This is a genomic window from Agrococcus sp. GW821-FHT14H11, assembly GCF_058803545.1.
On sequence record NZ_JBXAPA010000010.1, the window covers coordinates 61,711 to 81,918 of the forward strand.

The 20,208-nt window shown below is 71.4% G+C and carries 22 protein-coding genes and 1 pseudogene; 18 read left to right on the forward strand and 5 right to left on the reverse strand.

What is annotated here, in order from left to right; genetic code table 11:
* The first annotated feature begins 7 nt into the window (after positions 1-7).
* Together AC1RNL_RS11825 and AC1RNL_RS11830 are read left to right on the forward strand one after the other, a co-directional pair.
* Positions 8-853: a DUF3097 family protein gene (locus AC1RNL_RS11825; RefSeq protein WP_492935349.1), complete on the forward strand. Its 846-nt coding sequence runs from the start codon at positions 8-10 to the stop codon at positions 851-853.
* A gap of 94 nt (positions 854-947) precedes the next feature.
* Positions 948-2,237 (forward strand): hypothetical protein, encoded by a 1,290-nt coding sequence (locus tag AC1RNL_RS11830; protein WP_492935344.1) that lies wholly within the window; start codon positions 948-950, stop codon positions 2,235-2,237.
* A 70-nt stretch (positions 2,238-2,307) separates the two neighbouring features.
* On the opposite strand, the gene AC1RNL_RS11835 is transcribed toward AC1RNL_RS11830, so the two are convergent.
* Complete coding sequence (locus tag AC1RNL_RS11835) at positions 2,308-3,069, reverse strand: SGNH/GDSL hydrolase family protein (RefSeq protein WP_310124713.1); 762 nt, start codon at positions 3,067-3,069, stop codon at positions 2,308-2,310.
* 179 nt (positions 3,070-3,248) lie between these two features.
* Between AC1RNL_RS11835 and AC1RNL_RS11840 the strand changes: the two genes are divergently transcribed.
* From AC1RNL_RS11840 to AC1RNL_RS11860, 5 genes are read left to right on the forward strand one after another with little or no spacing between them, the layout of a single operon-like run.
* Positions 3,249-3,875 carry an ECF transporter S component gene (locus tag AC1RNL_RS11840; protein ID WP_246991436.1) on the forward strand — a complete coding sequence of 209 codons (627 nt, stop codon included), beginning with the start codon at positions 3,249-3,251 and terminating at the stop codon, positions 3,873-3,875.
* Positions 3,872-5,317: an ABC transporter ATP-binding protein gene (locus AC1RNL_RS11845; protein WP_492935345.1), complete on the forward strand. Its 1,446-nt coding sequence runs from the start codon at positions 3,872-3,874 to the stop codon at positions 5,315-5,317. Before AC1RNL_RS11840 ends, AC1RNL_RS11845 begins: the two co-directional genes overlap by 4 nt.
* Positions 5,314-6,075, forward strand: coding sequence for an energy-coupling factor transporter transmembrane component T family protein (locus AC1RNL_RS11850; protein WP_310124722.1), 762 nt, complete (start codon positions 5,314-5,316; stop codon positions 6,073-6,075). The genes AC1RNL_RS11845 and AC1RNL_RS11850 overlap by 4 nt, the downstream gene beginning before the upstream one ends.
* Positions 6,072-6,581, forward strand: a complete 510-nt coding sequence (locus AC1RNL_RS11855; protein ID WP_364197255.1) for a nucleoside/nucleotide kinase family protein — start codon at positions 6,072-6,074, stop codon at positions 6,579-6,581. Before AC1RNL_RS11850 ends, AC1RNL_RS11855 begins: the two co-directional genes overlap by 4 nt.
* Positions 6,582-6,629: 48 nt before the next feature.
* Positions 6,630-7,694 (forward strand): NAD(P)-dependent alcohol dehydrogenase, encoded by a 1,065-nt coding sequence (locus AC1RNL_RS11860; RefSeq protein WP_246991428.1) that lies wholly within the window; start codon positions 6,630-6,632, stop codon positions 7,692-7,694.
* 18 nt (positions 7,695-7,712) lie between these two features.
* Here the strand turns inward: AC1RNL_RS11860 and AC1RNL_RS11865 are convergent, their stop codons facing one another.
* Positions 7,713-8,057 carry a metallopeptidase family protein gene (locus AC1RNL_RS11865; protein WP_128190524.1) on the reverse strand — a complete coding sequence of 115 codons (345 nt, stop codon included), beginning with the start codon at positions 8,055-8,057 and terminating at the stop codon, positions 7,713-7,715.
* Between the two features lie 82 nt (positions 8,058-8,139).
* Here AC1RNL_RS11865 and AC1RNL_RS11870 point away from each other — a divergent pair, with 82 nt between their 5' ends.
* The 7 genes from AC1RNL_RS11870 (at position 8,140) to AC1RNL_RS11900 (ending at position 11,881) form a co-directional block, all read left to right on the forward strand.
* Positions 8,140-8,979: a siderophore-interacting protein gene (locus tag AC1RNL_RS11870; RefSeq protein WP_492935346.1), complete on the forward strand. Its 840-nt coding sequence runs from the start codon at positions 8,140-8,142 to the stop codon at positions 8,977-8,979.
* On the forward strand, positions 8,976-9,257 hold the full coding sequence (locus tag AC1RNL_RS11875; protein WP_364197264.1) for a DUF3253 domain-containing protein: 282 nt from the start codon (positions 8,976-8,978) through the stop codon (positions 9,255-9,257). Before AC1RNL_RS11870 ends, AC1RNL_RS11875 begins: the two co-directional genes overlap by 4 nt.
* Before the next feature lie 173 nt (positions 9,258-9,430).
* Entirely contained in the window at positions 9,431-9,757 is a 327-nt protein-coding gene (locus AC1RNL_RS11880; RefSeq protein ID WP_364197267.1) for a helix-turn-helix domain-containing protein, read from the forward strand.
* 213 nt (positions 9,758-9,970) lie between these two features.
* The gene (locus AC1RNL_RS11885; RefSeq protein WP_364197269.1) at positions 9,971-10,114 is read left to right on the forward strand and encodes a hypothetical protein; all 144 of its coding nucleotides are present in this window, start codon (positions 9,971-9,973) and stop codon (positions 10,112-10,114) included.
* Positions 10,115-10,316: 202 nt separating this feature from the next.
* Positions 10,317-10,724: a hypothetical protein gene (locus AC1RNL_RS11890; RefSeq protein ID WP_364197271.1), complete on the forward strand. Its 408-nt coding sequence runs from the start codon at positions 10,317-10,319 to the stop codon at positions 10,722-10,724.
* Positions 10,725-11,240: 516 nt separating this feature from the next.
* On the forward strand, positions 11,241-11,384 hold the full coding sequence (locus AC1RNL_RS11895) for a hypothetical protein (RefSeq protein ID WP_492935347.1): 144 nt from the start codon (positions 11,241-11,243) through the stop codon (positions 11,382-11,384).
* Positions 11,381-11,881 (forward strand): PaaI family thioesterase, encoded by a 501-nt coding sequence (locus AC1RNL_RS11900; protein WP_364197274.1) that lies wholly within the window; start codon positions 11,381-11,383, stop codon positions 11,879-11,881. Before AC1RNL_RS11895 ends, AC1RNL_RS11900 begins: the two co-directional genes overlap by 4 nt.
* A 693-nt stretch (positions 11,882-12,574) precedes the next feature.
* Here AC1RNL_RS11900 and AC1RNL_RS11905 read toward each other — a convergent pair.
* Both AC1RNL_RS11905 and AC1RNL_RS11910 read right to left on the reverse strand, forming a co-directional pair.
* Positions 12,575-13,326 (reverse strand): annotated as a pseudogene (locus AC1RNL_RS11905) (SDR family NAD(P)-dependent oxidoreductase).
* Between the two features lie 179 nt (positions 13,327-13,505).
* Positions 13,506-14,018 carry a MarR family winged helix-turn-helix transcriptional regulator gene (locus AC1RNL_RS11910; protein ID WP_364197277.1) on the reverse strand — a complete coding sequence of 171 codons (513 nt, stop codon included), beginning with the start codon at positions 14,016-14,018 and terminating at the stop codon, positions 13,506-13,508.
* Between AC1RNL_RS11910 and AC1RNL_RS11915 the strand changes: the two genes are divergently transcribed.
* The 3 genes from AC1RNL_RS11915 to AC1RNL_RS11925 all read left to right on the forward strand — a co-directional run bounded on the left by AC1RNL_RS11915 (position 13,908) and on the right by AC1RNL_RS11925 (position 15,552).
* Positions 13,908-14,339, forward strand: a complete 432-nt coding sequence (locus AC1RNL_RS11915; RefSeq protein ID WP_364197280.1) for a DUF6640 family protein — start codon at positions 13,908-13,910, stop codon at positions 14,337-14,339. The genes AC1RNL_RS11910 and AC1RNL_RS11915 overlap by 111 nt on opposite strands.
* A gap of 586 nt (positions 14,340-14,925) precedes the next feature.
* Entirely contained in the window at positions 14,926-15,333 is a 408-nt protein-coding gene (locus AC1RNL_RS11920; RefSeq protein WP_364197282.1) for a hypothetical protein, read from the forward strand.
* A 9-nt stretch (positions 15,334-15,342) separates the two neighbouring features.
* Entirely contained in the window at positions 15,343-15,552 is a 210-nt protein-coding gene (locus AC1RNL_RS11925) for a hypothetical protein (RefSeq protein WP_206446956.1), read from the forward strand.
* Positions 15,553-16,093: 541 nt separating this feature from the next.
* On the opposite strand, the gene AC1RNL_RS11930 is transcribed toward AC1RNL_RS11925, so the two are convergent.
* Positions 16,094-16,555, reverse strand: a complete 462-nt coding sequence (locus AC1RNL_RS11930; protein ID WP_128190622.1) for a MarR family winged helix-turn-helix transcriptional regulator — start codon at positions 16,553-16,555, stop codon at positions 16,094-16,096.
* Between the two features lie 145 nt (positions 16,556-16,700).
* Here AC1RNL_RS11930 and AC1RNL_RS11935 point away from each other — a divergent pair, with 145 nt between their 5' ends.
* Entirely contained in the window at positions 16,701-19,820 is a 3,120-nt protein-coding gene (locus AC1RNL_RS11935; RefSeq protein WP_364197286.1) for an efflux RND transporter permease subunit, read from the forward strand.
* The last annotated feature ends 388 nt before the right edge of the window (positions 19,821-20,208 follow it).

The window sequence follows — 20,208 nt, forward strand, 5'->3', positions numbered from 1 at the left end:
GGTGCTCGTGGACTGGGACTCGTGGGGCGGCGACGTGCTCTCGCCCGAGGCGAAGGCCGCGCGGCGCCCCGCGCCGCCCGCGCGCGTCGCCGCCGAGCGCGACCTCGTGGTCGAGCGGGTCGACGGGTTCGTCGGCGCCGTCGTCGGCATCGAGGCCGGGCACGTGCGCCTCGAGGACCGCGCGGGCAGGGTGCGCCTGTTCCCGCTCGGGCGCGGGTTCCTCGTCGACGGCGCGGAGGTCGAGCTCGTCCCGCCCGCGGCGACGCGGGCGGCGGCGCCGACCCGCACCGCGTCCGGCTCGCGCGCGGTCGAGGGGCTCAAGGCCCGCGTCGCGCTCCCGAGCCGCATCCTCGTGGAGGGCACGCACGACGCCGAGCTCGTCGAGCAGGTCTGGGGCCACGACCTGCGCGTGGAGGGCGTCGTCGTCGAGCCGCTGCACGGCGTCGACGACCTCGCGGGCATGGTCGCCGAGTTCGCCCCGACCCGCTCGCGCCGGCTGGGGATCCTCGTCGACCACCTCGTGCCCGGCTCGAAGGAGACGCGGATCGCCGAGGCCGTCATGCGCGGACCGCACGGTGCGCACGTGCGCGTCGTCGGGCATCCGTACATCGACATCTGGCAGGCGGTGAAGCCCGCGCGCCTCGGCATCGACCGGTGGCCGGATGTGCCGCGCGGCGAGGATTGGAAGCGCGGCACGCTGCGCCGCCTCGGCATGCCGCACGAGAGCCAGGCGGATGTCGCGCACGCGTGGCAGCGGATCCGCGGCCGGGTGCGCGACTGGAACGACCTCGAGCCGGCCCTCCTCGCCCGCGTCGAGGAGCTCATCGACTTCGTGACGGCGCCCGCCGGCTGAACCCGTCCAATCCGCTCGCCCGAGGGCGGCGAACCCCTGATGCACGCAACACGACGAGGGATGCAGGGCATCCCCAGCACAGAGGAGTCGCACCATGCGGAAGTCCATCTTCCTCCGGACGGCGGTCGGTTTCAGCGCCGCCGCCGTGATCCTGGGGGCGAGCGCGTGCTCGTCGCCCGCCGACCCGGGCACGAGCACGGCCCCCGAGACCTCGGCATCGCCGATGGAGACCGAGTCGGGCTCGATGCTCAGCCCTGCCGGCACCGGCGACCCGTTCGCCGACGCGCGCACCGCCGCCGGCCACATGCCCATGACGGCCACGACGCTCGCCGGCGGCTTCGTCGGCGCGCTCGACATCCCCGGTGAGGCGGAGTCCGACGCGGCCAACCTGCGCGCCGACCTGACGTCGCTCCTCCAGGAGCACGTCTACCTCGCCGGCATGGCGGTCGCGACCGCCTACCACGCGGGCGCCGACTCGGCCCAGTTCGAGGCTGCCGCGGCAGCGCTCGACACCAACTCGGTCGACCTCTCCGAGGCGGTCGCGTCGCTCTCCGACGAGGAGCAGGGCGCGGCGTTCCTCGAGCTGTGGCGCCAGCACATCGGCTTCTTCGTCGACTACGCAGTGGCCGTCAAGGGCGGCGACCAGGCAGCGGCCGACGAGGCGCTCATGCAGCTGCAGGGCTACACCGAGGAGGCCGGCGCGTTCTTCGAGTCGATCTCCGGCGGCGAGCTGCCGGCGGACGCGGTCGCCGAGAGCCTGACGATGCACGTCGACACGCTCAGCGCCGCCATCGACGCCTTCGCGGCGGGCGAGCCGAACGCGACCGACGTGCTGCAGGAGGCCGCGGGCCACGTGGTCATGTCGGCCGAGACGCTCTCCGGCGGCCTCGCCGCCGCAGCGGGCCTCGAGGGCGACGTCTCCGACGAGGCCTCGACGCTGCGCTCGCAGCTGGTCGTGGGCCTGCAGGAGCACGTCTACCTCGCCGGCATCGCGGTCTTCACCGCCTACACGGCCGAGGGCGGCCCCGAGTCGCCCGCGTTCGAGGGCGCTGCCGCGACGCTCGACGCCAACTCGGTCGCGCTGAGCGAGGCCATCGGCTCGCTCGCCGGTGAGGAGAACGGCGCGGCGTTCCTCGAGCTGTGGCGCGAGCACATCGGCTTCTTCGTCGACTACGCGGTCGCGATCGCGGGCGACGACGCCGCCGGTGCCGAGCAGGCGCTCGCCGACCTCGACGACTACCGGCCGACCGCCGGCGCCTTCTTCGAGGAGATCTCGGCGGGCGAGCTGCCGGCCGACGCGATCGCGGAGGGCCTCGGCATGCACGTCGAGACGCTCGCGGGCGCGATCGACTCGCTCAAGGAGCAGCTGGTCGACGCCGGCTGACGGACGCACCATCCATGACGGCGAGGGCCGCGGCGGGAGCCGCGGCCCTCGCTCGTGCGCCGAGGGGCGCTCAGACGATCGGCGGCACCTCGACGAAGGCGGGCAGCTTCGGGTCGCGGCCGTCGCCGGAGGAGCGGCCGGTGAAGCGCCGCCCGAGCCACGGCAGCACGTACTCGCGGTAGTACATGAGGTCGCGGCGGCCCTCGGCGGTCGACGCGCCCGCGAGGTCGCGCCAGGCCTCCGGCGCCGGCATGCCGAGCGCCCGCAGCACGTTGCGCGCGACGTGGGCGTGGCCTGCGGCGTTGAGGTGCAGCCGGTCGCGCGACCAGAAGCGCGGCGCCGCGAGCTCGGGGTCGGACCAGTTGTCGACGTAGGGCGCGTCGAGGTCGCCGATCCGCGACTCCACCGCGCGCGCGAGCGCGTCGCCGCGCCGCTGCATGACCGCGCCGATCGGCATCACGCCGCTCGGGTTGCCGCCCGAGAGCAGGATGGGGCGGATGCCCGCGGCGGCGATGCGGTGGGCGGCGTCGGCGAGGCGCTCGCCGACGTGCTCGATCGAGACCTTCGGCCGCAGGATGTCGTTGCCGCCGCCGTTGATGCTGATCGCATCGGGCCCGAGCGCGATGGCCGCGTCGAGCTGCTCGTGCAGGATGGGCCCGAGCTTGCGGCCGCGGATGGCCAGGTTCGCGTAGCGCACCGGCGCTCCCTGCGCCGAGGCGAGCCCGGCGGCGACGAAGTCGGCCCATCCGCGCACCGAGCCGTCGGGCAGCTCGTCGCCCACCCCCTCGGTGAAGCTGTCGCCGATGGCCACGAACGATCCGATGCGCTGCACCCTCCCAGCCTAGGTGCCCCGTCCGCCGCCGCGGCGGGGCTAGAGTGGCTGTCGACACGGGAGTCCGGTGCGCCGGGCTGAGAGGAAGGCCGAAGCCTTCGACCGTCAAACCTGATCTGGATCATGCCAGCGCAGGGAGGACACTGCACCCGTGCCATCTCATCCGAGGAAGGCACCGAATGACCACCGCACCCACCGCATCCGCCCCGTCGACGGCGCCCGCGCGCACCCGCACCCGCTGGCGCGTCGTCGACATCGTCGTCGCCGCCGTGCTCGGCGTCGCCACCGGCCTCCTGTTCGTGCTCTGGAACAGCGTCGGCTACGCCTGGTTCACCGCCATGGACGCGCTCACGCCCGGCTTCGGCGGCCTCGCCGTCGGCATCTGGCTCATCGGCGGCGTGCTCGGCGGCCTCATCATCCGGAAGCCCGGCGCCGCGCTGTTCGTCGAGCTGCTCGCCGCGAGCGTGTCGATGCTGCTGGGCAGCCAGTGGTCGATCGAGACGGTCTACTCCGGCATCGCGCAGGGCCTCGGCGCCGAGCTCGTCTTCCTGCTCTTCGCCTACCGCCGCTTCGGGCTGCCGGTCGCGATGCTCGCGGGCGTCGGCGCGGCCGTCGCCGCGTTCGTGCTCGAGCTGTTCCTGAGCGGCAACCTCGCCAAGAGCCCCGAGTTCCTCGGCATCTACCTCGGCAGCCTCGTCGTCTCCGGCGCGCTGCTCGCCGGCCTCGTCGGCTGGCTGCTGACGCGGGCGCTCGCCGCGACCGGCGTGCTCGACCGCTTCGCGTCGGGGCGGTCGCGCGCCCGGTGACCGGCTCCCGCATCCGCGCGCGCGGGTGGGGCTGGCGGCACGCAGGCCGCACGGTGCCCGCCGTCGCCGGGCTCGACCTCGATGTCGAGCCCGGCGAGCGCGTGCTGCTCCTCGGCCCCTCGGGCGCCGGCAAGTCGACGCTGCTCGCGGCGCTCGCGGGTGTGCTCGGCGGCGAGGACGAGGGCGACGAGACCGGTGAGCTCGCCGTCGACGGCGCGCACCCGGCCGGGCTGCGCGGTACCGCCGGCCTCGTGCTGCAGGATCCGCAGGCCAACACGATCATGTCCCGCGTCGGCGACGACGTGGCGTTCGGCTGCGAGAACCTCGCCGTGCCGCGCGACGAGATCTGGCGGCGCGTGCGCGAGGCGCTCGCCGCGGTCGGGCTCGACGTGGCGCTCGACCGGTCGACGGCGGCGCTCTCGGGCGGCCAGCGGCAGCGCCTCGCGCTCGCGGGCGTGCTCGCGATGCGCCCGGGGCTCATCCTGCTCGACGAGCCGACCGCCAACCTCGACCCCGAGGGGGTCGTGGAGGTGCGGGATGCCGTGGCTCGCGTCGCCGCCGAGACCGGGGCGACGCTCGTGGTCGTCGAGCACCGCGTCGAGACGTGGCTGCCGGTCGTCGACCGCGTCGTCGTGCTCGCGGCAGGCGGCGGAGCGGTGGCCGACGGCTCGCCGGCCGCCGTCCTCGACGCCCACCGCACGCAGCTCGCGCACGACGGCGTCTGGGTGCCGGGGCTCCCGGTCGAGGTCGCCCGCGGCGGCCGGCGTCCGGGCGAGGCGCTCCTCGTGGGGGAGGCGCTGCGCTCCGGCCGCGACGGCGCTGCCGTGCACGAGCCGCTCGACGTGCAGGTGCGCGCGGGGGAGGCGCTCGTCGTCACCGGGCGCAACGGCGCCGGCAAGTCGACCCTCGCGCTGACGCTCGCCGGCCTCCTGCCCTCGGTCGCGGGCGCCGTGCGCGCCACCGCGCCGCTGCGGCGCGAGCTCGCGGCCGAGGCGCCCATCCGCTGGCGGCCGAAGCAGCTGGCGAGCCGCATCGGCACCGTCTTCCAGCAGCCGGAGCACCAGTTCGTCACCGCGCGCGTGCGCGACGAGGTCGCGGCGGGGCTGCGGGCGCTCCGGCTGCCCGAGCCCGAGGTCGACGCGCGCGTCGGCGGGCTGCTCGCCGCGCTGCGGCTCGACGCGCTCGCCGACGCCAACCCCTTCACGCTCTCCGGCGGCGAGCAGCGCCGGCTCTCGGTGGCGACGGTGCTCGCGCCCGCGCCGCGCGTGATGGTGCTCGACGAGCCCACGTTCGGCCAGGACCGCCGCACGTGGAGCGAGCTCGTGCGTCTCATCGCCTCGCTCGTCGACGACCGCGGCTGCGCCGTCGTCGCCGTGACGCACGATGCCGACGTCGAGCGGGTGCTCGGCGACCGCGTGCTGCGGCTGGGCGGCGAGCGGTGAGCGCGCTCGCTCGGGTCAACCCGGTCACGCCGCTGCTCGCGGCGGTGCTCTACTCGATCCCCATGCTGCTCACGATCGACGTCGTGAGCGCCGCGGTCGCGCTCGCCGCGTGGCTCGTGGTCTTCGCGGCCGCCGGCATCGGGCCTCGCACCGTGCTGCGCCGCACGTGGCCGCTGCTCATCGCCGCGCCGCTGTCGGCGGTGAGCATGTTGCTCTACGCCGAGCCGGCCGGGCGCATCCACGCCCAGGTGTGGCTCGCCACCATCAGCGACCGCTCGATCGAGCTCGCGCTCGCGATCGGGCTGCGCGTGCTCGCGCTCGGCGTGCCGACGCTCGTGGCGCTCGTGGGCCTCGACCCGACGCGGCTCGCCGACGGGCTCGCGCAGGTCGCGCGCCTGCCGCACCGGTTCGTGCTCGCGGCGCTCGCCGGCACGAGGCTGTTCGGCGTGCTGGCCGAGGACTGGCGGCAGATCGCGCTCGCCCGCCGGGCGCGGGGCCTCGGCGACACGGGTGCGGTGCGGCGCGCGCTGCAGGCTGCCTTCGCGCTGCTCGTGGTGGCGCTGCGCCGCGGCGGCACGCTCGCGACCGCGATGGAGGCGCGCGGCTTCGGCGGTGCCGAGCGCACCTGGGCGCGGCCCTCGACCGTCGGGCGCGTCGACGCGCTGCTGCTGATCCTGGCCATCGCCGTCGCGGCGACCGCGATCGGGGCGTCGCTCGCGGCAGGATCGTTCGCACCGGTGTGGGAGGGGGCGCAGTGACCATCACGATCGTCGACGGGCGCTCCGGCTCGGGCAAGACGGCCCTCGCCGAGCGCATCGCCGCCGACTCCGGTGCGCGCATCATCCACATGGACGACCTCTACGCCGGCTGGCACGGCCTCGCGACCGGCTCGCGCCTGCTCGAGCGCGGCATCCTCGCGCCGCTCGCCGAGGGGCGGACGGCCGTCTGGCGCCGCTGGGACTGGGCGGTGGGCGACTGGGGCGCCGAGGACAGCGCGGAGCCCGGCGAGGCGCTCGTCGTCGAGGGCTGCGGCTCGCTCACGCTCGAGAGCCGCGAGCACGCCGACCTCGCGATCTGGCTGGAGGCGCCCGAGGCGGTCCGGCGGGCGCGGGCGCTCGAGCGCGACGGCGACGACTCGTGGTGGATGCTGTGGCGCGAGCAGGAGGACGCGCACATCGCCGCCAACGGCCCGGTCGCGCTCGCCGACGAGGTGCGCGACACCGCGGGGCCGCCGCCGGGCGGGCTCCCTGCATCCGGCGCGTAGGCTTGCCGCCGGCATCCGCCGATGCCGCACGATCCTCGAGGAGGCCGCATGCCCATCCCGACGAAGGCGCTGCAGAAGACCGCAGCCGACCAGCCGTTCCGCGTCGCCACGATCGAGCGCCGCGACCCGCGCCCGAACGACGTGGTCATCTCCATCCAGGCCGCCGGCATCTGCCACAGCGACATCCACACCATCCGCGACGAGTGGGGCGCCGCGCCCTTCCCGCTCACGGTCGGCCACGAGATCGCGGGCATCGTCGAGGCCGTCGGCGACGCCGTCACGCGCCACGCCGTCGGCGACCGCGTCGGCGTCGGCTGCCTCGTCGACTCGTGCGGCGAGTGCGAGCAGTGCCTCGCCGACGAGGAGCAGGACTGCCTGAACGGCGCCGTCGGCACCTATGCCGCCGTCGACCGCGACGGCACCATCACGCAGGGCGGCTACAGCGAGCGCGTCGTGGTCGACGAGCGCTTCGTGCTGCGCATCCCGGATGGGCTCGAGCTCGACGTCGCGGCGCCGCTGCTCTGCGCCGGCATCACGCTCTACTCGCCGATCGATCGCTGGGGCGTGGGCCCCGGCAAGAAAGTGGCCGTCGTCGGCCTCGGCGGGCTCGGCCACATGGGCGTGCAGCTCTCGGCCGCGAAGGGCGCCGAGGTCACGGTGCTCTCGCGCAGCCTCGCGAAGGCGGAGCTCGCGAAGGAGCTGGGTGCCGCCAGCACGATCGCGACCGGCGAGGACGGCTGGGCCGAGGCGCACAAGGGCGAGTTCGACGTCATCCTCAACACCGTGAGCGCCGACCTCGACCTCGGCACCTACCTGTCGATCCTCAAGCCGCACGGCGCGATGGTGAACGTCGGCCTGCCGCCGGCGCCGCAGCCGCTGCACCTCGGCTCGCTCATCATGGGCGGCAAGGTGCTCGCGGGCTCCAACATCGGCGGCATCCGGCAGACGCAGGAGATGCTCGACTTCTGCGCCGAGCACGGCATCGGCGCCGTCATCGAGCGGATCGGCATCGACGACGTGGATGCCGCGTACGACCGGGTGGTCGACGGCGACGTGCGCTTCCGCTTCGTCATCGACACCACGGCGCTCGCCGACGCGACGCCTGCCGCGTAGCGAGCGAGGGGTGGGCGGCTACGCCCACCCCAGCTCGTGGAGCTGCTCGTCGTCGATCCCGTAGAAGTGCGCGATCTCGTGCACGAGCGTCGTGCGCACCTCGGCGCGCAGCTCCTCGAGCGTCTCGCTCGCGTCGAGGTGCGGCAGCCGGTAGACCATGATGCGGTCCGGCAGCTCGCCGAAGCCGTACTGCCCGCGGTCGGTGATCGCGACGCCCTCGTAGATGCCGAGCAGGTCCTCCTCGGGGTGCTCGTCCTCGACCAGGAACACCACGTTGTCGAGATCCTCGACCATCTCGTCCGGCAGCGCGTCGAGCACCTCCGTCACGAGCTCCTCGAACGCCTCGTGGCCCATCTCGAGCATGCGTCCCCCTCGGCTGTGCGCGATGCGCTCGAGCCTATCGACGGCCGCCGGGCGCGAGCCCGCTGCTAGCGTCGGGAGCACCATGAGCATCCCCGGCCGCCCGCCCCGCCCGAAGCGTCCGCAGCACGTCATGGAGGTCATCCGCACCGAGCGCATCGGTCCGAGCCTCGTGCGCGTGTGGATCGGCGGGGGCGGGTTCGCGACGTTCGCGCCCAACGCGTGCACCGACGCCTACGTGAAGCTCTCGTTCGCGAAGCCCGAGCTCGGCCTCGAGCCGCCCTACGACCTCGCGGCGCTGCGCGAGTCGCTCGCGCCCGAGGACCTGCCGGTCACGCGCACGTACACGGTGCGCGCGGTCGCCGACGACGCGCTCGCGATCGACGTCGTCGTGCACGGCGACGCGGGGATCGCCGGCCCGTGGGCGGCCCGGGCGCAGCCGGGGGAGCGCGTGGTGCTCAGCGGCCCCGGCGGCGCCTATTCGCCCGACCCGACGGCCGACTGGCACCTGCTCGCGGGCGACGAGTCGGCGCTGCCCGCGATCGCGAGCGCGCTCGAGGCCCTGCCGGCCGACGCGCTCGGCATCGCGATCCTCGAGGCGCGGGATGCGTCGGAGGAGATCCCGCTGCGGCACCCGGCGGGCGTCGAGGTGCGCTGGCTGCACCGCGGCGAGCCGAGCACCGCGACGACCCGGCTGCTCGCCGACGCCGTCGCGGCGCTCTCGCTGTCGGAGGGGAGGGTGCACGCGTTCGTGCACGGCGAGCGGGAGTCGATGAAGGCGATGCGCGACGAGCTGCTCGGCCGGCGCGGGCTGCCCCGCGACCGCGTGTCGCTCTCGGGGTACTGGGCGCTCGGCCGCACCGAGGACCGCTTCCAGGCCGAGAAGCGCGAGCCGATCGGCGAGATCCTGCCGCGCGAGGCATGAGCGCCGACGACGCGGCGATGGAGGCGGCCATCCTCGCGCTGCTCGCCGAGCGCCGCGACGGCGCCACCATCTGCCCGAGCGATGCGGCACGGCGCGTCGCGGGCGGCGGCCCAGCGGCCTGGCGACCGCGCATGGACGAGGCGCGGGCGGCCGCCGCGCGGCTCGTCGAGCGCGGCGAGGTCGTCATCACGCAGCGGGGGAGCGAGGTCGACCCCGAGCTCGCGCGCGGGCCGATCCGCATCCGTCGCGCGCGGGATGCGGCGCCCGAGCACGAGTGAAGGCCCGGAGGATCTCCTCCGGGCCTTCATCTGGGTGCCTTGGTAGCACGTTCGGCAACTCCGCCCCCAAGACGAAAACCCTTGTCAACCGCTTGAATCGTGGGGTCTACGAGGTCTCGCGGCGTCCGCAGGATAGCGCCCCGAAGGACGGTCGTGGCCCTGTCGTGAGGACTGTGGAGACGGCTCAAACCTTTCTCACGGCCGTGGAGGTGGATGCTCTCGCCGACGACTACCTGGCCGGGACAGGCGTCCAGGCGCTCGCCGAGCGGTACGGCGTCCACCGCGCCACGGTGTTCTCGCACCTTCGTCGCCGGAACGTGCCGAGGCGTCGTCCAGGGTTGGGTATCGACGAGAAGGCGGAGGCCGTGCGCCTTCGGCGAGCAGGTGTCTCGATGCGGGCGATCGGGCGGCGGATGGGTGTGGACCGCAAGGTTGTGCGGGCCGCGCTTGTCGAGGCTGGGCTCGTCGCGGACGACGGGTCGAACGCATCTGATCGGTGACACACAAGACACCGTGTGAGGACCGGGGATCAGGACAGCTCGGGGAACGCTTCGCCCGCGACCACCGCCGGCTGGATCGTTGACGAACTACGTCAACGTCGTCGAAGAAGCCGAGCCAGCGTTCGACAACCGACGACACAACCGTTCGCCGGCGCCGCGCTGGTGATCGCGGCCGCGTCGCGGGGGCCGCAGTCGATGGCGGCGGAGCTGGCGATGCTGCAGCAGCTCCTCATGTTCGGTCGCGCCGTCGTGCAGATGCATCGCGCGGTGCGGGATGCCCGCACCGCCACCGCCCTGCAGGAGGGCGTCGCGAGACGACTGCAGGCGCCCTACGAGCAGCAGCAGCCCGGCCAGTGACCGTAGGCGCCGCGCCTCCGCGCGGCACTAAGGCGGCGCGGCGGGCGATCCCCGAGCACACCCGGCAAGCCAGAGAGGGGGTGGCCGCGCCGTCGACGATCCGGTCGCCGCTGCCTGCCAAGGCGACGCCGCGCACGGACGTCGACGAGCAGCAGCGCAGAACCTCGACAAGACCAATACAACTGAGCAGACGAAGGGGGCGATGGAAGCAAGCGACGGCACCGACGAGGTTAGCGACGGCCTGTCACGCACCGCGCTCACGGTCGCAGCGCAGCTCGGCAAGCAGGTCGCGAAGGTCGTGCAGCAGGCGCACGAGGTGGCGGCGGCGCAGCGCGCCGACGAGCTTGAGCATGACGTGGACTGGGACAGCGGTTCAGCCGCGGGCGCTCACTGGTTCGGCGAGCCGGTAGCTGAGGAGGATCTACACGAGGTGGGCAGATGGCTCAAAGAGCAGGGCTACATCGACGGTCCTGGAGTGTCGGGAGGTCGCCCGGACCCGCTTCGCGTGAAGATCACTCCCTTGGGCTCTCAGGCGATCGAGCACGAGCTGCCGCTCGGCGCGCCTGACCCGGCACCGAGCACAAGGGCAGACTCCGCGCGTAGCGGTTGACCACGTCGATGGCCGCGGAATCCATGCTTGACTGCATCGCCCGCGCATGCAGCGTTTCTCGGAAGCATTGGACCTCCTCGAGTCCAGCTCCCCCGGCAGAGAACGGCTCGGCGATCAGCCCCTTGGCAGACGGCCCAGTGGGCGATGCTTTCCGGGATTTCGAGCGTCTCACGTCGCTCGACCACCGTTCTCTCCTAGTGTTGACCAAGTTCAGGCTCGCGAAGCTCCCGAACCAGTTCCGATCCTTATGTCTACCCCTACTCTTCACCTGGCATCGACTATATGGGAGACCTCATGACTCACCTTGCTCGCCTGGGCCCCGCCAGCCGCGCCGCCACCGCGACCGACCAGAACCTCGGAGGGATCACCACCCGGGCTGCAGCTCGCCGCCCTCGCCGTGCCCGACGGCGCCGAAGCGGAGATCGCAGGGGTTATGGCGGCCGTGATCGAGGGCTCGCGCTACCGGCTGCGACCGATCCGATGACCGCGGCGGCGACCATCGGTGCCCTGACGCCGATGGCCCTGGTCTTCACCGCCGGACTGACCACCTCCACCCTGCTGACGCTGGTGCCTTTCCCGGTCCTGTACAATCTGACCGAACGGGCCAGCACGGCAATGCGTCAGAGGCGAGACCGGCCCTCGGCCACCACTCCGGCATGACCGCGCCAGACCCGTTCCGGCGTCCCACCGGTTGGGAGCAGGCCGAGATGACCTGGGAACCGCCGCACGATGGCCCTCTGCCCCAGCATCACCGCAACTGCCTGGGATGCGGGGACAGCAATCCCCACGGCCACCACCTGGAGGTCCGGCTGGAAGGCGGGGCGCTGCACGCACGCCACATCTTCGACGAACGCCACGCCGGTGCACCGGGCATCACCCACGGCGGAGCCATCGCAACGGTGCTAGACGACGTCTTCGGCTTCATCGGGTACCTCATCGGGCAGCCGGCCGTCACCCGGAGCCTGACCGTCGACTACGACCGACCGGTCCCCGTCGGAGCGATCTGCGAAATCACCGCGCGGCTCGATCGGCGCGAGGACCGCAAGCTGTTCCTCACAGCCGAAGGGGTCGACTCGTCCGGCGGCCGGTTATTCACCGCACGGGCACTGTTCCTCGTCGTCGACCTGCAGCACTTCCACGGCCCGCGCGGCCTCTGACGACTGCCGGCCCGTTCCATCCGGTCATGCTGGTGAGGCGCGTCCGCCAACTTGACGATCTGGTTGGCCCACTCTCGCCGAGAGTCCACCCATCGGCATCGACGGTCAGCGCCTCTCCGACCCGTGGGTCAACTACCGGGAGAGGGGCCGAATCCGCCGAACTGTTTAGGGGGATACCAACCTGGGTCGTGAGCTCGCGCCTGCACGGTCAGCGCTCGAGTGACCCAGTACCCGTTCGATGCTGCCCCGGGGCATTTTGCAGCACCCCACCAAGGCCGAGCAAGCAACGCTGTTCCTGACCCGCCAGATCCAGCACATAGACAAGCGCGTCGCGAACCTCAACGCCGATGCTGACCCCGGCGGGATAGTCGCGCCTCGACCCCCCGTGGCAGACCGGCGATGAGTGCGCTCATCGGCGGCCGGATCGACGACCCCCCGGTCACCTTACTGGCTGCGGTCCCCGCCTACACGGGACTGGTGCCCACGGTCAGTCCGGGGGGAGCAAGGTCGAGCCCTCAATCACCAAAGCCGGAGATCGCTGTCTGCATGCGCGACAGCAAGCTCTATCCCTGCGCGACATCGACGGCACCCCGATCGCCGAAGCCCAGGGTAGGCCATCACCCCCACCGCGGGCCGGATGCCCGGGTAGGGGGACGCTGCTGCCGGCCAGCAAGACCAGCCCGTGGCTACCAGTTACATGGCCGTGTGGCCGCCGTCGACGGCGAGAACCTGACCCGTTACCCACGAGGACTCGTCCGAGGCGAGGAAGAGAGCTGCAGCCGCAATATCCTCGGGCGTGCCAGGCCGCTTGAGGGGTTGGACTGCAAGCATCATCTGCATGAAGTGATCATTGGACAGCTCCGCTGTCTGCTTGGTGAATGGCACGAACCCGGGGGCCAGAGCGTTGCAGCGGATGCCTTGCGCACCATAGTCCACGGCGATGGAGCGAGTGAGTCCAATGACACCCGCCTTCGTCGCGGCGTGCGGCCCGTGCGTCGGGATGCCAACCATGCCTGAGGTGGAGGCAGTATTGATAATGGCCCCGGAACCGCGCTCCTTCATGGCGCGCAGAGCATACTTACACCGTAGTACACCTGCGTGAGCTCGAACCGGACCGTAAAGTCCCAGTCTTCAGTGGACAGGTCGGCAATGGGCGCCATCCTCACAAGTCCGGCGTTGTTGTACATGACGTCAAGTCGGTCGTGGACGTCGACAGTGTGCTGGATGAGCGCAGCCACCTGCTCCTCAGACGTGACGTCAACCTTGAAGAATGATGCGTTGCCGCCGTCTTTGACGATGGTCTCGGCAGCTTCGCGTCCCCCCTCCTCGTCAAAGTCCGCGACAATTACGTGTGCACCTTCGCGGGCAAAAAGTGATGCCGCCGCCCTCCCTTGACCCGACGCCGCGCCGGTAATAACCGTAACCTTGTCAGCCAGCCTATCCATGCGTGTCTCCTTGAGTTTTGTGTCGCTTGCCGAGGTGATGGGGCCACCGTGTTGCCACGAGTATGGGACCACCTGGAGGTGTTGCTGGAGTTTGGCGGGCCTCGGTCTCGGCGTCAACACCGACACGCTCGCGTTGGCGGTAGGAGTGGAGATCAGCCACCGTCACGGGGTCTGGCGCATCAATTGGTCTGCTCGCTTGGTCCCTCACCGAACTCGCGTGCCACTTCCAGCCAAGCCGCGATCCCTTGGGTCAGCGCGCGCAGGACGTGCAGCCGCAGCCGCTCCAGCGGTGGGCGGCTCAGTTGCGGACGGGCGGCCAGAAGTCGCTGGACGGTATCGCGACCCACCGCTGTGGCGACGACCCTCCGGACACGGTGATCGCTCCGATCGGGTTCCCGCCGCACCATTTCGTGCGCTTCCAGCCGGTCCACGATGTCGGACATCGTTGCAAGCGAAACCCCGGAGCTCGGGCGCGAGCGCCTCAGTGCGGGCCGGGCACAGGTGGCGGCAGCACCGTGGACGAATGTGTGTGTTCGTCGCAGCTCTTCCCCGCCCGGCGGTCGCGCGGGTAGCGTGGAGTGATGCGAGCTGGTCGGCGGATCCTCCGGGCGGCTGCCGGAATCACGGCGGTCGGCGGGTTCGCTGCGGACTGGAATCGCACCCACCTGTTCAACTCGGCATGGACACCGCACGCCAAGTTCCATGACGCGCTGACCATCTCGGTCGGGATGCTGCTCGGTTCCGCATCGCTCTACTATCTCGGCCGACGCGGTGGCTCACCACGAGACAACCGCCGGATCGGGGCCCTTCTGCCGGCGGTCTTCTGGGCGGCCATGGGTCTCAGCTTCCTGTTCCCGGGAGCGAAGGGGCTCGAATCAGAGTTCCCCGAGCTGATACCCAGAGTAAAAGGAGTGTGGATCAACGAGCGGTTCGGGAGCGGATTCTTCCTCGCGCTGATCGCCGCCGGGTACCTGCTGGACCGCAGCCAGGACCGATCCCACGACGCGCGCTGATCTCCGCGGCGGTGTTCCACCGTCGGATTTCCTGCAGCGGCGGCTTGCCGACGAACTGGTCGCTGTTGAGCGTGTTCAGCACCAACGGTGGTGATCAGCGCGCCGCGGTGCTCGCCGAGCAGAGAGCCGAACGCGCCCGAGAACACGCCCAGCGGGATCAAGGTGGCCAGCAGGCCTGCGCCGTATGCGCGCCGCCGACGTGCTCGTGCGGCCGCGCTATGCGCCGCAGCGCACGGACGTCGTGGCCGGCTACTCGGTCGCGCTGCGGCCGCAGCGGGGGAGTGGTGAGGGGCCGATCTGGTACGGGGTGGGAGGCTCGCGCTCGATCTCAGCCTGCCCGCGCTGCGGCAGTCGTGGCCCGATAGCCCCCGACGCGGCGAGCGCGGCAGTGGCGGAATGGAACGCCGCCAACCGCCACCGGCGCGTTGCCGCCCCAGGCCGGGAGCGACAGCCAGCGGACGGGCAGCACTGGGGAGGTTGCAACGCAGCGACTCCAGCTGATGAACGATCGGCTTGCGAGCATCCCCGTCGAGGATCGCGGACAGTGGGCGGAACTCGCGCGTGACGGCGCCGGCACGCTGGCCGCGTGGTCGTGCACGGCGCCGCAAGAGATGCGGCCGCAGGACGCGGGCCGCAGTCGATGGCGGCTCAGTTGGCGATGATGCAGCAGATGATCATGTTCGCCCGCGCGGTCGTCCAGATGCATCGCGCGATGCGTGATGCACGGACCTCCCGCGCGCTGCACGAGGGCGTCGAGGGGCGGCTGCAGACGCTCAACGCGCAGCAACCGCGTCCGGTGACCGTCGCCGCCGGCCCGCCGAATCGCGGGGCCGACGAGCAACAGCGGGAGATCCCCGAACACATCCGACGAGCGAGCGAGGGATTGGCGGCGCCCGCGACCATCCGCTCGCCGCTTCCGGCCACGGTGACGCCGCGGACGGACACCGACACGCAGCAGCAGCGAGTTCCCGACACGACGACACCTGAGCGGTAGGAGAGCACGATGGACGCAAGAGACGGCATCGGCGACCTGAGCGACGGTCTCTCGCGGACCGCGCTGACGGTCGCAGCGCAGCTCGGCCGGCAGGTAGCGAAGGTCACCCAGAGGGCACTCGATGAGGCCGCAGCCCAGCGCAGCGGCTCGTTGCGCAGCGGCTCGTTGCGCGCGCCGAGCTCGCGACCGTCCACCGGCCCGAATGGTGGGGGAGCGTGAGCTCGCAGCAGGTCGCCCGAGTCGTGGAAGTCGCCCAGACCTGGGCGCCCCACGACGGGGAGGCGGCTGCAGCCGCGCAAGTGGTCAAGCGCGAAGTGCAGGAGCGGTTCGGCGTCGGCGTCGACGTCGACGCGACCGACCTGTGCACGACCGAGATCCTGCACGCGAGCCACAGCGCAGCGGCCGACCGTGCCGAGGCCGCGAAGCAGCACTCAGCTGCTGAGCAGGTGCGCGATCGCCTGCTGGTCGACGCAGATCAGGCACGGCACCCGCAGGAGGCGCCGAAGGCGCACGGACGGCGTCAGAGCGGCGCGAATCGCCGGTCCGGCGCTGCGGCGAGATCGCGCGCCAGAACCGCGGCCGATAGTCCGGGAGAGTCCGCGCGGGCTCCCTCGGTTGCGGCATGCCGCTGCGATGGCGCTGCTCGGTGCCGAACGGCACGGCGCGAGGGCGGCGCCCTGGTTGGGCGGGGACTGACGGAGGACGCTGCTGAGACGGTCACGGAGTGCCCCACGTTCCGAAAGGACCCGGTCTTGCGCGGTCAGGCCACGCCCTCCCGGACGGCGTTCACCAGCGCGCGGACGCCCTGCACTAGCGCGCGGAGGTCGTCGAGGGACAGGCGGTTGAGTAGCGGCAGGCCGAGCTCCGGTCGCGCTGCGAGCACGCGCTGTATGGACTCGCGTCCCCTCTCGGTGGCGACCACCCGGCGCACGCGCTGGTCGTTGGAATCTGCCGAGCGCTCGATCATCCCCTGCGAGCCGAGCCGGTCGACGATGCCGGACATCGTGGCGAGTGATACGCCGACCGTCTTCGCCAGCGACTGGATGCTGCCGCCTCGGGTCTCGGTCACGACGATCGCGAGCACTTTCAGCTGCTGCATGGTGAGCTGCATGTCCAGCATGGGCTTGAGCGCACCCGGGATGGCGGAGTTCTCGAGCTCGCGCTGCAGCCGTAGCAGCTCGCCAAGCACGGAATCGCGCTCCGAGGGGTCGTCATGGTCCACCTCCTGAGGCTATAGCCGCTGGCGCGCCGAGCGGGCACAGCAACGCCATAGCGGCCAGATGTGTAGCGTTGCGCTAACCTTTTCGCGCGGCGCCGATGACTGCGGACGCACAGAACACACTCTCCTAGATCTCTGGTGGTACTCCGTGTCCGGACTCACTCGCTTCAGCCTGGCTAACCGCACCGTGGTCGCGCTGCTGACACTGCTCATCGCCGCGTTCGGCGTCCTCTCGATGACGCAGCTGAAGCAGGAGCTCATCCCAGCCCTCGAGCTGCCGCAGACCACCGTCGTCACCGTGGCCCCCGGCACGAGTCCCGAGGTCATCGACGAGCAGGTCAGCGTGCCCATCTCGCGGGCGATCGCGGAGCTCGGGGGCGTCGAGCAGGTGGTGGCCACTTCATCCTCGAGCATGTCGCTGGTATCGATCGCCTACACCTACGGCACCGACGTGGAGGAGTTCCGCCAGTCGGTGGAGCAGGCGATCGACGGTGTCGCGCTGCCGCAGAACGCCACGCCGAACGTCGTCGACGGCAGCACGTCGGCCATCCCGGTGATCTTCATGACGGCATCGTCCGACGACGAGGACATCGCCGAGATCTCCGCCACGCTGACCGACACGGTCGTGCCGCGTCTCGAGGCGATCGAGGGGGTGCGGGACGCGGAGGTCTCCGGCGGCGCCGTGGAGCGCGTCGTCATCTCGCCCGACGCCGCGGCGCTCGGCGCGAACGGGCTGAGCCCGCAGGCGATCTCCCAGGCGCTCGAGGCCAACGGCATGACGCTGCCGATGGGCAGCGTGTCGGAGGACGGCGAACTGCTGCCCGTGCAGGGCGGTGACCCGGTCGACTCGGTCGAGGCAATCGAGCAGCTGCCGCTCGCGAGCTCGACGCAGCCCGGTACGGTCGTCTCGATCGGCGAGGTGGCGCAGGTCGAGCTCGCGGTGGAGCCGCAGACGTCGATCACGCGCATGAACGGCGACGAGGCGCTCTCGATCTCGATCACCGCGGCGGAGGACGGCGACGTGGTGGCGATCTCGCACGCGATCGAGGAAGCGATCGCGGCGCTCACTGACGAGAACCCTGGACTGCAGCTCACGGTCGTGTTCGACCAAGCGCCGTTCATCGAGGAGTCGATCGAGCACATGGCCACCGAGGGCCTGCTCGGTCTGCTGTTCGCGATCGTCGCGATCCTCGTGTTCCTCGGCTCTCTCCGTTCGACCATCGTGACGGCGATCTCGATCCCGCTGTCCGTACTGGTCACGTTCGTCGGCCTGAACCTCGGCGGCTACTCGCTGAACATGCTCACGCTCGGCGCCCTCACGATCGCGATCGGGCGCGTGGTCGACGACTCGATCGTCGTGATCGAGAACATCAAGCGCCACCTCTCGTACGGCGAGGAGAAGCGCCATGCGATCCTCACCGCTGTGCGCGAGGTCGCCGGCGCAATCACGGCGTCGACGCTCACGACGATCGCCGTCTTCCTGCCGATCGCACTGGTCGGTGGGCTGGTCGGCGAGCTGTTCGCCCCGTTCGGACTGACCGTCGCGATCGCCATGCTGTCGTCGTTGCTGGTGGCGCTCACGATCGTGCCGGTGCTCTCGTACTGGCTCCTCGGTCGCCCCAAGGGCGCCACCGACCCCGACCAGGTGCGTCGCGAGGCCGAGGAGAAGGAGCGCCGGTCCTGGCTGCAGCGCGCCTATACGCCGATCCTCCGCGGCACCCAGAGACGACCGGTGCTCACCATCGTCGCCTCTGCCGTGCTGCTGGCCATCACCGTCGCGCTGGTGCCGCTGCTCAAGGTCGACTTCCTCGGCAGCACCGGCCAGAACATGATCATGGCCACGCAGACCTTCCCGGCCGGGGCCGACCTCGAGACCGTCTCCGAAGAGACACGCGAGGTCGAGGATGCGCTGCGCGAGACCGAGGGTGTCGAGGACGTCATGCTGATGGCCGGTTCGAGCGGCGGCTCCGTCGGCGGCTTCGCGGCGATGCTCGGCGGCGGCGCGGCGACCTTCATCGTGAACACCGATCCCGACGCCGACCAGACGGCGCTGCGGGACGACGTGCGCGAGCGGCTCGCGGAGCTCGATCTGCCCGGCGAGGTGAGCCTGACCGATCCGGCAGCGATGGGCGGCTTCGGCGGCTCGATCGACGTGCTCGTCCGCGCCGAAGACGACGCCGAACTGGCCGATGCGGCCGACGACGTCCTCGCCGCCCTCGAGGGCACTCCTGACGTCGCCGAGCTCACGAGTGATGTGGCTCCGGCACAGCCGACCGTGCAGATCATGGTGGATCGCACTGCCGCGCTCCAGCGCGGCTTCACCGAGATCCAGCTGCTCGGCATGGTCGCCAGCATCCTCTCGCCGCAGAGCATCGGCACGGTGGCGATCGACGGCGGGGAGCTCGGCATCTTCGTCGAGGGCGCCCCGGCACCCGAGACGGTCGACGAGCTTCGGTCGATGGAGATCCCCACAGCGCTCGGCGTAGTCGAGCTCGGCCAGCTGGCGACCGTCGAGGAGGTCACCGTGCCGACCTCGATCGCCCGCCAGGACGGCGACCTCGTCGCGACCGTCTCGATCACGCCCGCCGAGGGCGAGCTCGGCCCCGTCACGGCCGAGGTGCAGTCGCGAGTCGATGCGCTCGACCTGCCCGACGGCACCAGCGCCGAGATCGGCGGACTCGCCGAGACGCAGCAGGAGTCGTTCGAGCAGCTCGGCATCGCGATGCTGGTCGCGATCGCGATCGTGTTCCTGCTGCTCGTCGGCACGTTCGGCTCGCTCATGCAGTCGCTCATCCTGCTCGTGTCCATCCCATTCGCTGCGACGGGTGCGATCGCGCTGCTCCTCATCACCGGCAGGCCCCTGGGGATCTCAGCACTCATCGGCATGCTGATGCTGATCGGCATCGTAGTGACGAATGCGATCGTGCTGATCGACCTCGTCAACCAGTACCGCAAGCAGGGGCAGAGTGTCCGCGATGCCGTGTTCAACGGCGCGCGCCAGCGCCTGCGCCCGATCCTCATGACGGCGCTCGCGACGATCTTCGCCCTGACGCCGATGGCGCTGGGCGTGACGGGCTCCAGCGGCTTCATCAGCCAGGACCTCGCGATCGTGGTGATCGGCGGTCTTGTCTCATCGACCCTGCTGACGCTGGTCCTCGTGCCTGTGCTCTACCTGCTCTTCGAGGAGGGCAAGGAGCGCCGCAGGGCCCGTCGCCGGCACCGCACGTCGGTCAGGACGGGCCGGGCGGCCGCGGACGTGACCGCATGATGGTCGGTTGAGAGCCTTCGTACCCGAATTCGCCACTATGGGTGGTGCGGCGCTCCCGACCAAGGCACGTGCTTGGCATCGTCGCCGCGGTCGCCGCTGCGCTTCTGTGGGGCGACACGCCATCGCCCATTCGCAGGCGATGGATTGACGGTCCAGCACCTGCAGCCCTCGAAGCGGGTGGGCACATCCTGGCACGGGGCGCGTTCGGGTGCGAACTGCGGAAGACGGCAGAGCGAATGCCCGACGGCACCCTCAAGGGGGAGAGGTCAGCGGTGGGAAGCGCGAGGGCTTCGTCCGTAGCGCGTTTTTCCTCGACTGGATATCGGGGATATCAACCTAGGTCGTGAGTTGGATGTGCTCGGCACTCTCGTGCGAGTACGTCCGTGGC